This is a genomic window from Alteromonas sp. ABH4_453, from assembly GCF_056160665.1.
On the sequence record NZ_JBSWXP010000002.1, the window covers coordinates 409549 to 421893 of the forward strand.

A 12345-nucleotide genomic window follows, 5' to 3' on the forward strand; every position below is an offset into this window, starting at 1 on the left:
AAGGAGTAAAAAATGTTGAAGGAAAGCTATCCCTATTATTTAGCGAGTGAGCCACATTATGCCAATACCGACTTGGACGTGACTAATAAATACACCGGAGAGGTAGCAACCAAGGTGGCGATGGCCGATGCGGATACCATCGATAAAGCCATTGCTGCAGCAGAAGAGGCGCAGCCTGCGATGGCTGCCATGGCTCCTTTCGAAAGACAAGCGGTGCTAGAGCACTGTGTGAAGCGCTTTACCGAAAGAGCCGATGAGTTGGCGCAAGCGCTTTGTATAGAAGCTGGTAAGCCAATTAAAGACGCTAAGGGCGAAGTCAGCCGCCTTATCGATACCTTCAAAATAGCGGCAGAAGAATCAGTGCGTATTAACGGCGAGGTGGTGAATTTAGAAATCTCGGCGCGCGCCAAAGGTTATCAGGGCATGACCAAGAAGGTCCCTATAGGTCCATGTTCATTTATATCGCCGTTTAATTTTCCTTTGAATTTGGCTGCGCACAAGGTGGCGCCTGCAATCGCAGCAGGCTGTACCTTTGTACTTAAGCCTGCCTCGCGAACCCCTATTGGTGCGCTCATTATTGGTGAGGTATTAGCTGAAACTGACTTACCCAAAGGCGCGTTTTCTATTCTACCTTGTAGCCGCGACGGCGCTGATTTATTCACTACTGATGAAAGACTAAAGCTGCTTAGCTTCACAGGCTCACCTGATGTGGGCTGGGCGCTGAAAGCAAAAGCTGGTAAAAAGCCAGTTGTGCTGGAACTAGGCGGTAATGCAGCCTGCGTAATTGATGAAGATGCAGACATTGAAGACGCTATCGACCGCGTGATTGTTGGGGCTTACTATCAGTCTGGTCAAAGCTGTATCAGTGTTCAGCGCCTCTTAGTGCATAGTAAAATATATGATGAATTTAAATCACGCTATGTAGAAAAAGTAAAAGCATTGGTGTCTGGTGACCCGTCTAATGAAGACACCTTTATTGGCCCTATGATCTCAGAAGGCGAGGCAGAGCGCCTTCACGGCTGGATTGAAGAAGCAAAAGAGAAAGGTGCCACTATTCTATGCGGCGGAACACGAGACGGCGCCATGCTTGAAGCTACGGTTATGGAAAACGTGCCCAAAGATTGTGATGCCAGTGCCGAAGAGGCGTTTGGCCCGCTATCTATCCTAGAGCCTTTCGACAACTACGGCGACGCGCTTAAAGAAGTAAATAACAGCCGTTACGGACTTCAAGCTGGTGTATTTACCCGTGATATTTATAAAGCGCATAAAGCTTGGGATGAACTAGAAGTGGGCGGCGTTGTCATTGGCGACGTGCCAAGCTGGCGGGTGGATAACATGCCGTATGGCGGTGTTAAAGACTCTGGACTGGGGCGCGAAGGTATTCGCTATGCGATTGAAGATATGTCTGAGACTCGACTTATGGTTATTCGTACTCCTCAGTAGATTACTAGGTTTTATTGTGTTTTCATTCAATGCGCCCTCAATGTTTCATAAAAAAAGTACGTGAGGGCGCATCATCTATGCGGATTGGTATTAGAGTTAATCTGCCGCGTATTCTTCTAGCTGTGAAAGTGGAATGATGTCTAAGGCTTTTTCATGAGTAGCTTCCAAACGCACTTTTGGCGCTACACCTGCCTCATAAGCCTGTAGCCAGCGAGCTGCACATAGGCACCATCTGTCGCCCGCTAACAAACCAGGAAATGACATGCTCGGCCACGGCGTGATAAGGTCATTACCTTGCCTTAGCGAATACTGAAGAAATTCGTCAGTGACAACCGCGCATACGCTGTGATTACCCACATCAGCGTCTGGGACATAGCAAAACCCTTCTCGCGTAAATCCAGTATTTCCACAGCATAGCTGGAGTGGGCGTCCATAAACATTTTTTGCGTTCGCCAAAATCAGAACCCTCTTTTACAACGTATGGTTTAATAGGTATGTCTTATTCAAATCGCCAAGTGCGAAATTAGGGTGAATAGAAGCTTATCTATCCACCTTATGGCTCTGCTCGACATGGGTCAACAACAAAGCGCTACGGTAACTACGTTTTAAGGTAAAAAATCGTGCTCGATAAAAGCAAAAAAACAGGCGACAGTAACTTTTCTGAACAAGAAATTTCGCGCTTTGACGCACTGGCAGAGTCTTGGTGGGACCCGCAAGGGAAATATAAAACTGCACTGGAATTTAATCGGGCAAGGCTAGATGTAATAAGAGCACAGATAGAGAATCACTTTGGCAGAGGTAACCTACCGCCAGACTATTCAGCATTATCCATCATTGATATCGGAAGCGGTGGCGGCCTTATAAGTGAACCGCTGGCCAAACTGGGAGCGCAGGTTACGGGTATAGATGCCAGTGCGGTTAGCGTGGAAGTAGCCAAACGCCATGCGCAAAAACATGGGGTTGAAGTAACGTACCGACATATGCTTTCTAGCGAAGTGGTAAAAGAAGATTTGCAGTATGACGTAGTGATAAATGCTGAAGTGGTGGAGCATGTTCCTGATCAGCAACAGCTTATACATGAATGTGCCAGCTTAGTTAAACCGGGCGGGTTGCTTATCTTGGCAACGTTAAATCGTACGCTGAAAAGCTACGTTGTTGCGATAGTGGGCGCCGAATATGTGATGCGTTATTTACCTGTGGGAACCCATGATTGGAAAAAATTTGTAAAACCTACTGAATTGGAGCGGTGGGTTAAAGATGACTTTACACTTATGCACCAGATAGGTATGAAACTCAATCCGTTTAAAGGTAAGTGGATGACGACTTCAAGCTTGGCTGTAAACTTTATTCAAGCGTATTGTAAAAGATAAGAGCATTTTATAAGTATGGTTTATTCTCTGTATGCAGAGGGGAAATGGTACGAGGCGGAATAACCGTAGAAAAGTGCTATCTCACTGAATTCTTTGACTAACAGCGATTCTTCGCTGCAGATTTTTACACATATTTTCTCATCGGTACTATTAAAGTTTTGACATGGAGGTTGATCTTTACATCTGATTTACATAATTATAACAAAGGTCTGACCACAGACCACAATGTCATAATTATGGGGCACACACGATGAGAAAATCCAAAAATAAAAGAGCAAGGAATGCTCTCATTGTTACGTTGCTTGCGATGTTTGCAGGCGTTGGTACATTTGTTGGAGGAGCAGGGCACGCCTTCGCAGGTACATATGCAAAAACCAATCATCCAATAGTATTGGTGCACGGCCTTTTCGGGTTTGAAGACATACTCTTTGTCGATTACTTTTACAAAGTTCCACACAAGCTTACTCGCAACGGTGCGGTTGTATATATTGCTGAAGTATCTCCTGCGAACTCAACAGAAGTGCGAGGAGAGCAACTGCTCGAGTATATTGATGAAGTACTTGCCCTGTCAGGCGCGGATAAAGTGAACCTCATCGGGCATAGCCATGGCGGCCCTACCGCTCGTTACGCCGCAAGTGTCGCTCCTGACAAAGTTGCATCTGTAAGTTCAGTCGCGGGTGTTAATTGGGGAAGCAAAGTAGCTGATGAATTACGGGATGCATTTGCTGAAGACTCAGTAGGTGAAGGTGCTGCAGGCTTAGTGGTTGATGCCTTCGCTAATATTATTGAGATTGCTTCTGGATCAGATCCCCGAGACAAGCCTACTGATTCAATCGCTGCGCTTAACTCACTTTCAACAGAAGGCTCGGTGGCTTTCAATAAAAAATATCCAGAAGGCATGCCAACGGCCTACTGTCGCAATGATGGAAAAATGTTAGCTGAGAACGGTGTGTACTATTTCTCGTGGAGCGGCGGTAGGACTTACACCAATGCCCTTGACATTGTAGACCCTTTTCTTGCCATTACGGGCACTGCGTTTAAAGAACCTAACGACGGTTTAGTTTCAACGTGTAGTTCGCATTTGGGCAAGGTGCTAAAAGATAACTACAAAATGAACCACTTGGATGAAGTGAACCAAAGCTTTGGCATTACGCATTGGTTTGAAACTGATCCGGTAGACGTATTTGTTCGTCAGGCCAACCGTCTTAAAAGATTGGGGCTGTAGTGACGACGCGTAAAGTACGCGATGTTTATCCGATATTGGGAGGGCTTCTGGCCCTCTTAGTATTGGCCGGTATTTTTTATGCGAAACCTGCTTTCAAAGCAGATACCCTCAACCAAGCTTCATTGGAAGAGGTTCGTGACAATGCCAGTGAAAAAACGCTTGATGAGAGCGGATATACGCAAGTTGACTCGGTAGTCAGTGATCGGTTGCAAAACGAAACAGTTACCGCCAATACTGGCCTTAACGTTTTTATGCTCGATTACTCAACAAAAGACAGCTTCGATCGTTTCATATTTACGCGCACCTCTGAGGCGCCACATGCCGTTAAGCTTTCCTACTCAACCCATGTCATTACCGTATTTACCCCTGACACGCGGATAGTGGCGACGGACTTATTTAATCGTTACGTAGATTACAAAGTGGCACTCTCTTCAATTGAAGTTGAGGTCGACCTTTCAAATCACAGTTTGCAAGATGTGTCTTATAAGCTCGATGAGCGCGAAAAAATTCGACGCACTTATTTCAATGATACCGAATACCACTATCTATTTAGCCTAGAAGCCCAAGTAGACGAGGCGGCGTTAGAGCGCTTACAGCTTGCTCAGGAAAGAACGCTGTCTAGGAATGAAAGAAAAGCGCTTATTGTTGAGTCGCTAGAAACGGGTAGTCAAACGGAACGCGACGTCTTTCAGCCAACGCTTAATATGCACCGTATCAATGAAATAAAACGCAGCCACAGTGATCTTAACGACCGATATAACGCCGTGGCGGCTGAATTCGGGAGTGAGATCGCAGACCGCTTCGCAAGGACCTGGGAAAAACAAGCACAGTGGAAAAACAAAATTGCCGACTATGAAAGGTTTCGCGATAACCTGGCAAAGCAGTCGCTAACAGCGGGCGAGTTTGAAAGCACGCTACGCGAATACCAGTCTGAAAACTTCACTGTTAATGAATTAAAGCGCCTCAAGGTTATTACTGAGTCTTAAAGCAATGCGTCCAAGGTTTCGGGCTAGCTGTTGCGACAATGAGAAATAGCAAAGAGGTATAACCATAAAAGCACTGAATAGTCTTGTGCATAGGCATAGTGATTTGAAAGCAGTTTGTTCACTTACTAATCTTGGTAATACCCTACTTTCAACAATCCGTAATAAGGTTTGTGACAATCATTATGAAAATCTACGAAACAAGAACGGCGCCTAATCCACGTCGCGTACGCATGTTTTTAGCCGAAAAAGGCATTGAAGTGGATTATATTCAGGTCGACATACAAAAAGGTGAAAATCTAAGTGCAGAAATGCGCGCGAAAAATCCATTGGGAAAGATACCTATTCTGGAGCTAGATGACGGCACCTGTATTGCCGAAACCGATGCCATTTGTACGTATTTTGAAGCTCTGCATCCAGAGCCTCCCTTAATGGGTACAACACCCGTTGAAAAAGCGACTATATCTATGTGGCAGCGGCAGGTCGAATTAGCGTTTATGATGCAAGTTGGTATGTGCTTTCAGCACACTACAGGGTACTTTAAAGATCGTATGACTCCGGTGCCCGAATATGGCAAAGAAGCGGGTATTAATGCGTCGAAATATTTGAACATTTTAGAGCGTCGACTTGGTGTTAAAGAGTTTATTGCTGGAGACACCTTTTCTATTGCCGATATAACCGCGTTATGCGCTATGGATTTCGCCCGTGTGGTAAAAATTCGTATGACTGACGAGCATGTCAATTTAGCGCGCTGGTATGAGGCCGTAAGCAACCGAGAGAGTGCAAAAGCCTAATGATAGATTTATACACCGCAGCCACGCCGAACGGTTGGAAAGCGTCGGTAGCGCTTGAAGAAATGGGGCTTGAATACACCACCCATACCGTAAACCTGATGAAGGGAGAGCAGAAAACTCCTGAATTTTTGGCGATGAATCCCAATGGCCGTATTCCGGTAATTGTGGATAGAGAAGCCGACGGTCACGTAGTGTTCGAGTCTGGCGCAATTATGATTTATCTCGCAGAAAAAAGCGGTATGTTTTTACCCACCGATGCAAAGCGAAAAAGCCAGGTTTTACAGTGGGTCATGTTTCAGATGGGAGGCATAGGCCCAATGATGGGCCAAGCTAATGTGTTCCACCGTTACTTAGAAGAAAAAATTCCGGTGGCGATAGCACGTTATCAAAACGAAGTACGCCGCCTATTCACCGTGCTAGATGGGAGGCTAGAAAATCGAGAGTATTTGGTCGACGACTACAGTATTGCTGACATGGCGAACTGGTGTTGGGTACGTACCTATGAATGGTCTGGTGTAAGCATAGAAGGGTTAGACAACTTAACCCGTTGGAAAAACAGTATTGAAGCGAGGCCAGCCGCACGGCGTGGAGTGGAAGTCCCTAATAAAATTGACAGAGAATCACTGATCAAAGGGGCTAAAAATGTTGTTACGAAATAGCGCTTTTAACTGAGTCGACAAACCGGTTGAGCCATCCCGATGCCATGCTAGGTTTGTAAACAAGTTCGAAGTGCTCCGTATGATAAAAGTCATAACCTAATACATCGACGCTAGTAAGGTTATGGCTTTTTGCTATGAAGTCAGGCACGTAGGCCAAGGCCAGTCCTTGTCGAACAATAGATATCAGCGTGCCAAAATCATTACATCGATAGCGAATTGAGCGGGGCACTTTGTCGTCTCTCCATCCATCAGAACCGATGCCGCGTTTTATTCCACAAAAGGGCGAAACATCAGGACAGGCGAATGCGTAACCGCACAAACTTTGACTTGTTAATGCGCCGTTCTTTGCTTCGGTTACCGCAGCGTGGTTTTCCGCGGCTGCGACCACATATGTAGACGAACCTAACGATATATGATGAAGCGAAGGGTCTTTCTCTCGTTCTTCCATCGCAAAAGAGGTGGCAATAGCGAGATCGCTTCCCCCTTTTGACACACTTTCCAGCGCTTTACCTTCCCAACAAGCATTAACATTTACGTGAAAGTGAGTTTGTACAAAAGAGGGCTTGGAAAGCAACGTAGGTAAGTAGTATTGAAGCAATAGCGATGGGCCAGCAACAGTAACGTTGTATACAGCAGTACTTCCTCTAAACTCACTGAGCGCTTGATCGGCTTCGTGCACAAGATGAGTGGCATAAAGCAGAAATTTGTTACCCCTTTGGTTGAGTCGAATATGTTTACCTACTCGGTCAAATACTTGCACCTCCAATTTATGTTCTATGCGCTTTATTACTTTAGACAACGCGCCTGTGGTCACTGATAAATGCTGGGACGCCTTGTTCAAGTTCTCATATTGCGCAACAACAATAAATTTTCTTAAGTCTTCAATATCCATAAGTGCATCGCTAAATTACTTCCAATTGGGAATTAATTGAATCTTAATTGTAGCTTAACTGTAAGTAAATTGAATGTCAGTATTGCCACAGTAGCCTTTCAAACATACTTGCCGCCTTATGAAATATTTCTATCTCACTGCTTTATATATATTCGTGGCTTTCATTAATACACCCGCCTCCAGTGCGAATGTCGTCGGCCGCGAGTTAGTGCCAGTTGCCACGACACACGCTAATCACGATAAAGTTGGATCTCACGGTATGGTAGTGTTTTCCGATGGTACCGATCTCTACGCTAGTCATCTGCCGCTATACTACTCGCCACACGATTATCAACTTATCTACAAGATAGACAGTTCATATAAAGCGCTCGTTCTTGAGTCTTTAGATCTGGATCACGCTGGCTCTTTTTCTCAGAGCAGCATGGTTACACTGTTGCCGGCTATTTTTGATTTAAATAAGCTCATTAATGGCGAGCAATTTTCTATTCCTGCGGAATTCTTTAAGGGGCACTTTGAACGAGGCGGTAATCAGTGGCTAAGTGAATCGAAACTGACATTCGTTGAGTTGCTGTTTAAACGTCGAGTATCAAAACAGTATAAACGGCAACACGTCGATGTAGGTGCCCCTAATGATCCGAGCGCTAATTCATGGTCAATCATTGAGCTTGGCGATAGTCAACTGTACGTTCATAGTGTTGGTACACGCCCTTCTTATGATGCGTTAGTACTCGTAAAAGGATGTAGCGAACCAGTGATAAAGCCAACGGAAACACATGTGCCGAGCGTGGAACAGCTCAATGCGGCGTTTGCAGTATGCGACTTATACTCATTATTGTATTTCGAAACACAGGACTTTGCGCTGTAAAGCTAGCCACGTCTATTTAGTATTTTTCTTGACCAAAAACGTCGCTGATGGCTTTAATATGTTCAGGGCCGATACCACAGCAGCCCCCGATGATAGTTGCGCCAGCAGCCACCCAAGTCTTAACGTATTCAACATAGCGGGCGGGGGTTATATCGTCACGTATCTCTGAAAGTAGCGCGTTGGCCGCGTGCGTACGTTTTCTCTCAGAAAAGCTATTTGCATATGCGCCAATATTAATCGAAGTATTTAAACTTCGCGTTATTGAAATAGCGTCTTCCATCTCTTCCGGCTGCGAACAATTGAAAAGCACGTTCTGTACTTCGCTCAATATTGGCGCTATCTCACTTAGCGGCTCACCAGAACGCAATGTCACAGGCTCGTTAGATTTTTCTCGATTACTAACGGAGAATGACAGCCATATAGGCAGTGAAGAGTGCTGTTTTATAAATGATACCACGGCTTCAGCTTCTTCTACCGAGCTTGCAGTTTCAATCAACCAAACATCAACATAGGGCTCCTGCGCTTTAATAAGCGGTGTGAGAATGTCGGCTACACGACTTGCATCAAATAAATCCGGGCGATAAGAACCAAAAGCCGGAGGAACGCTACCCGCGACAAATCGCTTATTGTCACCATCGCTCTTTAATGTATCTACTGCACCTCGAGCGAGTTCGGCCGCACTTTGGGCCAGGGTAAAAGCCTGCTCCTTAAATGTATTTTCCCCAATATGAAAAGGTACAAGCGCATAGGCGTTAGTGGTAATTACACGGGCACCGGCTTCAAGAAAACGTTTATGCACATCACTTACTAATTCAGGTGTTTGCATTAGTGCCAGTGCTGACCACTCTGGCTGCTTAAAGGGCGCACCTGTCTTTTTCAGCTCTCGCCCCATGCCGCCATCTAAAATTAAAATGTCATGCATTCCTTCTTTCATACTGCCCAAAGCCAAACCTTTTGAGATGTTAGATGATTAGTAATAATTTGCCTGAAGGGCTAGGTTTGCACTTCCAATGGATTGCGCTTTTCTGCCTACAAGACCTTCGCTTATGTGTACCTGAGCAAGGCCACGCATATCAAGCGTCTCCATCGCGCTTTGCGTATGCACGACCAATGCGTTTTTGACATCATCAGGAATTGCGCCATCTATGATTACGCCGTCTAGGTCTAACAAGCTCATTGCACATTGAGTCGCAAAGGCCAATCCTCTGGCGGTTTCGCTCAACCAGTCTTCTATTGAGTGCGTGTCACAAGACCAGTGGGATGGCGATTCATAAATATGCTGACCGTTGTGCCCAGCTTCGTTTAGCTTTCTCTCCAGCAAATAAAGTGAAGACTGGGTTATTAACTGGCTTTGTGTACTACCATTGTAAAAGGGCAAAGAGCCAATGGCCCCAGCGTTGCCTGTTTTTCCATTAACTAACTGGTTATTGAGAACCAGGCCACCACCTAAGAATGTGCCAACAAAGATGTAAAGAAAACTATTGTAGTTTTGGGGATTACCGAACGACATCTCTGCGCTGCACGCTGCCCCAGCATCATTTTTTATAAACACAGGTAGCGATAATAAATCTTCCAACGCGGCTTGCGGATTAAACTCTCTCCACTCTTCCAATTCATTTTTGGGAGCCCCGGCTTCTTCTGCCCAGCTCCAAATTTCGAAGGGCATAGCAACACCTAAACCTCGGATTAGGCTCTGTTTGTCTACATCTAGATTTTTAATTAATACATTGAAAGCACGTTTTGCAAAGGTCAGCAGGTTGCTTACGGTAGGGTAGGCAAACTTCTCATGAAGTGTTGCTCGTACATTGCCTTTCAAGTCGAGTAACGTCATATCGAAACTTCGTCGACCTACTTTCAGCCCTATACCAAAAGCTCCGTTTTCATTTAAACCAAACGGCACCTTGGGTTGACCTACCCCGCCTTTAATTGGTTTTAGTCGCTTAACAAGGCCATCAGCCTCTAGCTTTTTAATGATCACTGTCGCTGATTGTGCAGACAGCCCTGTTAATTGGGCTATTTCAGCTTTAGGCAATGAAGAACGTTGGCGAATTAGGGTAAGGATATCCCGCTCATTCGCTGAACGGCTATCAAGCAATGTAGGTGTGTTTTGTGATGGTAGATGAAAGGCCGATTCAGTATTCAATGTATTTACAATCTATCGTTTTAAGAAGCTAGAGTGTAATAACAACCTAGCCGTGTATCAAATTTAAGAAATGGTGTAGGTACTTGTTCAGACATAACTTTATTCGACAGTACTACGTTAACCCTATCACACCCATTGATTTTTGCGCAAAAGGTTAAATCAATTGGGTTGATTTAATTGGTTCTTTCGACAATACTATGCCCCAATTAATTAACGATTCGTTAACCTTGCGCGAACTGTGCATAGGTAAACTGCAATTTTGAAATTCTGTTAAGTGAGGCTGGTATGAAGATTTTGTGTTTAGGTGAAGTGCTTATTGATATGTTAAGCCAAGGTGCAGCGCCCAAAGATGGCAACATACCAGCCATGAAGCCTTTTCAGCCTTATGCTGGTGGCGCGCCTGCTAACGTGGCGGTTGCAGTTGCCCAACTAGGTGGGGAGAGCGCAATGGTATCTAAAGTGGGTGACGATACTTTTGGCGCCTTTCTTAAAGAAATGCTTGAACATTATAAAGTGAACACTGACTTTGTGTGGAAGACTCAAGAAGGTAATACGGCGCTGGCGTTTGTAAATTTAGATGAAGACGGCGAACGTTCGTTCGACTTCTACGTAGATAATGCCGCGCATAAGCACATTTCAGAACAAGACTTGTCTACGATTGATTGCGACAAGAATACAGTACTGCACTTCTGTTCAGGTTCAATTTCAGGCCCTGAACTTATTCCTGGCACCGAGTTTATTTTAAACAAGGCGAAGGAAAACGGCATGATGGTGTGTTTAGACATTAATTATCGCCCAGCATTTTGGGATGACACTGCAAATGCGCCGACACGTATTGATGAAGCGGCAAAGAAAGTTTCTATACTTAAGGCAAGCCGTGAAGAGTTATCAGAGCTTTATGGCGAAGAAAATGCCGATGCAAAAGTACAGCAGTGGCTAGATAGCGGTGTGAAGGTTGTATTGGTAACAGACGGTGGCGAACCTATTCACTATATTACTAAGTCGTTCAGCGGCACATTGGCTTCGCCAAAAATGGACGTAAAGGATACCACTGCAGCCGGTGATTCGTTTATCGGTGGATTCCTGTATTTCCTTTCGACCAAAGTGAAGAACGCCGATGAGTTTGGTGCGTGGGCTGAAAACTTTGAAAATGTTAGCGAAGCGACTGAATTTGCTATTCGCTGTGGTGCTTACACGGTAACCCAGTACGGCGCATTCAGCGCACTGCCTACACAGGCTAATATCGCTAAGTAAGAGGCGTTGAATAACGTTTTAAAACTGATTTCAAGGCAATAAAAAAGGGTTCATATGAACCCTTTTTTGTCATTTTAAAGCTTAACAAGCGTCGATGCTAGCTTAACTTAATACGTTAAATCAGTTTAGTGCTTATCGGCTCTGCTTTGGAACTTACGTTCTTCGGTATTAACCTTAATCCATTCACCGGTGCTAATATATTCTGGCACTTGTACGACTAAGCCGGTTGAAAGCGTAGCGGGTTTAGTACGAGACGTTGCTGATGCCCCTTTAATTGACGGATCGGTCTCAACAACTTCAAGCTCTACGCTCATTGGCAAATCTAACGCTACTGGCACTTCACTTACGATAACCACCTGAATACCGTCGGTGTCTTCATTAATGAATAGCGCTTCATTTTCAATGCTTTCTTTGTTCAAGTGATAGGGGGTGTAGTCTTCCTTATCCATGAATACATATTCTTCGCCGTCAATATACGAAAACATAGCAGGACGACGAATTAAGTCAGCCATATCTAGGGTATCTGAGTCTTTAAACGTTTCATCATATTTGGCACCTGTTACCACATCGTACATGCGCATACGATAGATGCTACCGCCTGCACGACCTTGAGGGACAGAGCGTTCAATGTCTCGCACTATGCAAGTTTTTCCGTCAAATACCACAGTGTTATTCTTTTTAATTTCACTAGCCTTAGGCATGGCGATTTCCTATTGT

The 12345-nt window shown here is 44.9% G+C and carries 13 protein-coding genes; 8 read left to right on the forward strand and 5 right to left on the reverse strand.

Annotated elements, in window-relative coordinates; genetic code table 11:
- Positions 1–12 precede the first annotated feature (12 nt).
- The gene (locus ACXAGV_RS05220) at positions 13–1443 is read left to right on the forward strand and encodes an aldehyde dehydrogenase family protein (RefSeq protein ID WP_474872348.1); all 1431 of its coding nucleotides are present in this window, start codon (positions 13–15) and stop codon (positions 1441–1443) included.
- A gap of 96 nt (positions 1444–1539) precedes the next feature.
- Here ACXAGV_RS05220 and ACXAGV_RS05225 read toward each other — a convergent pair whose 3' ends face one another.
- Positions 1540–1899, reverse strand: a complete 360-nt coding sequence (locus tag ACXAGV_RS05225; RefSeq protein ID WP_474872349.1) for a DUF2237 family protein — start codon at positions 1897–1899, stop codon at positions 1540–1542.
- 164 nt (positions 1900–2063) lie between these two features.
- Here ACXAGV_RS05225 and ubiG point away from each other — a divergent pair, with 164 nt between their 5' ends.
- The 5 genes from ubiG to ACXAGV_RS05250 all read left to right on the forward strand — a co-directional run bounded on the left by ubiG (position 2064) and on the right by ACXAGV_RS05250 (position 6474).
- On the forward strand, positions 2064–2813 hold the full coding sequence (gene ubiG / locus ACXAGV_RS05230) for a bifunctional 2-polyprenyl-6-hydroxyphenol methylase/3-demethylubiquinol 3-O-methyltransferase UbiG (protein WP_474872350.1): 750 nt from the start codon (positions 2064–2066) through the stop codon (positions 2811–2813).
- A 307-nt stretch (positions 2814–3120) separates the two neighbouring features.
- Positions 3121–4038: an esterase/lipase family protein gene (locus ACXAGV_RS05235; RefSeq protein WP_474872528.1), complete on the forward strand. Its 918-nt coding sequence runs from the start codon at positions 3121–3123 to the stop codon at positions 4036–4038.
- Positions 4038–5024 (forward strand): lipase secretion chaperone, encoded by a 987-nt coding sequence (locus ACXAGV_RS05240; protein ID WP_474872351.1) that lies wholly within the window; start codon positions 4038–4040, stop codon positions 5022–5024. The genes ACXAGV_RS05235 and ACXAGV_RS05240 overlap by 1 nt, the downstream gene beginning before the upstream one ends.
- A gap of 182 nt (positions 5025–5206) precedes the next feature.
- Positions 5207–5815: a glutathione S-transferase family protein gene (locus ACXAGV_RS05245; protein WP_474872352.1), complete on the forward strand. Its 609-nt coding sequence runs from the start codon at positions 5207–5209 to the stop codon at positions 5813–5815.
- Positions 5815–6474 carry a glutathione S-transferase family protein gene (locus ACXAGV_RS05250; protein WP_474872353.1) on the forward strand — a complete coding sequence of 220 codons (660 nt, stop codon included), beginning with the start codon at positions 5815–5817 and terminating at the stop codon, positions 6472–6474. The genes ACXAGV_RS05245 and ACXAGV_RS05250 overlap by 1 nt, the downstream gene beginning before the upstream one ends.
- On the opposite strand, the gene ACXAGV_RS05255 is transcribed toward ACXAGV_RS05250, so the two are convergent.
- Positions 6464–7366: a LysR family transcriptional regulator gene (locus ACXAGV_RS05255; protein ID WP_474872354.1), complete on the reverse strand. Its 903-nt coding sequence runs from the start codon at positions 7364–7366 to the stop codon at positions 6464–6466. The two genes, ACXAGV_RS05250 and ACXAGV_RS05255, sit on opposite strands and share 11 nt — an antisense overlap.
- 154 nt (positions 7367–7520) lie before the next feature.
- Here ACXAGV_RS05255 and ACXAGV_RS05260 point away from each other — a divergent pair, with 154 nt between their 5' ends.
- Positions 7521–8231 (forward strand): hypothetical protein, encoded by a 711-nt coding sequence (locus ACXAGV_RS05260; RefSeq protein WP_474872355.1) that lies wholly within the window; start codon positions 7521–7523, stop codon positions 8229–8231.
- 16 nt (positions 8232–8247) lie between these two features.
- Here ACXAGV_RS05260 and ACXAGV_RS05265 read toward each other — a convergent pair whose 3' ends face one another.
- A complete protein-coding gene (locus ACXAGV_RS05265) occupies positions 8248–9153 on the reverse strand; it encodes a homocysteine S-methyltransferase family protein (RefSeq protein ID WP_474872356.1) in 906 nt (301 codons plus the stop codon).
- A gap of 48 nt (positions 9154–9201) precedes the next feature.
- Positions 9202–10374, reverse strand: a complete 1173-nt coding sequence (locus ACXAGV_RS05270; protein WP_474872357.1) for an ROK family transcriptional regulator — start codon at positions 10372–10374, stop codon at positions 9202–9204.
- A 285-nt stretch (positions 10375–10659) separates the two neighbouring features.
- Between ACXAGV_RS05270 and ACXAGV_RS05275 the strand changes: the two genes are divergently transcribed.
- Positions 10660–11628 (forward strand): carbohydrate kinase family protein, encoded by a 969-nt coding sequence (locus ACXAGV_RS05275; RefSeq protein WP_474872358.1) that lies wholly within the window; start codon positions 10660–10662, stop codon positions 11626–11628.
- A 125-nt stretch (positions 11629–11753) separates the two neighbouring features.
- Here the strand turns inward: ACXAGV_RS05275 and efpL are convergent, their stop codons facing one another.
- On the reverse strand, positions 11754–12329 hold the full coding sequence (gene efpL / locus ACXAGV_RS05280) for an elongation factor P-like protein EfpL (RefSeq protein ID WP_474872359.1): 576 nt from the start codon (positions 12327–12329) through the stop codon (positions 11754–11756).
- Positions 12330–12345: the final 16 nt, after the last annotated feature.

What these genes read in the sequence shown, in the direction of transcription:
- ACXAGV_RS05220 (WP_474872348.1), top strand. Translation starts at nt 13, where the DNA reads ATGTTGAAGGAAAGCTATCCCTATTATTTAGCGAGTGAGCCACATTAT.
- ACXAGV_RS05235 (WP_474872528.1), top strand. Translation starts at nt 3,121, where the DNA reads ATGTTTGCAGGCGTTGGTACATTTGTTGGAGGAGCAGGGCACGCCTTC.
- ACXAGV_RS05245 (WP_474872352.1), top strand. Translation starts at nt 5,207, where the DNA reads ATGAAAATCTACGAAACAAGAACGGCGCCTAATCCACGTCGCGTACGC.
- ACXAGV_RS05250 (WP_474872353.1), top strand. Translation starts at nt 5,815, where the DNA reads ATGATAGATTTATACACCGCAGCCACGCCGAACGGTTGGAAAGCGTCG.
- ACXAGV_RS05255 (WP_474872354.1), bottom strand. Translation starts at nt 7,366, where the DNA reads ATGGATATTGAAGACTTAAGAAAATTTATTGTTGTTGCGCAATATGAG.
- ACXAGV_RS05265 (WP_474872356.1), bottom strand. Translation starts at nt 9,153, where the DNA reads ATGCATGACATTTTAATTTTAGATGGCGGCATGGGGCGAGAGCTGAAA.
- ACXAGV_RS05275 (WP_474872358.1), top strand. Translation starts at nt 10,660, where the DNA reads ATGAAGATTTTGTGTTTAGGTGAAGTGCTTATTGATATGTTAAGCCAA.
- efpL (WP_474872359.1), bottom strand. Translation starts at nt 12,329, where the DNA reads ATGCCTAAGGCTAGTGAAATTAAAAAGAATAACACTGTGGTATTTGAC.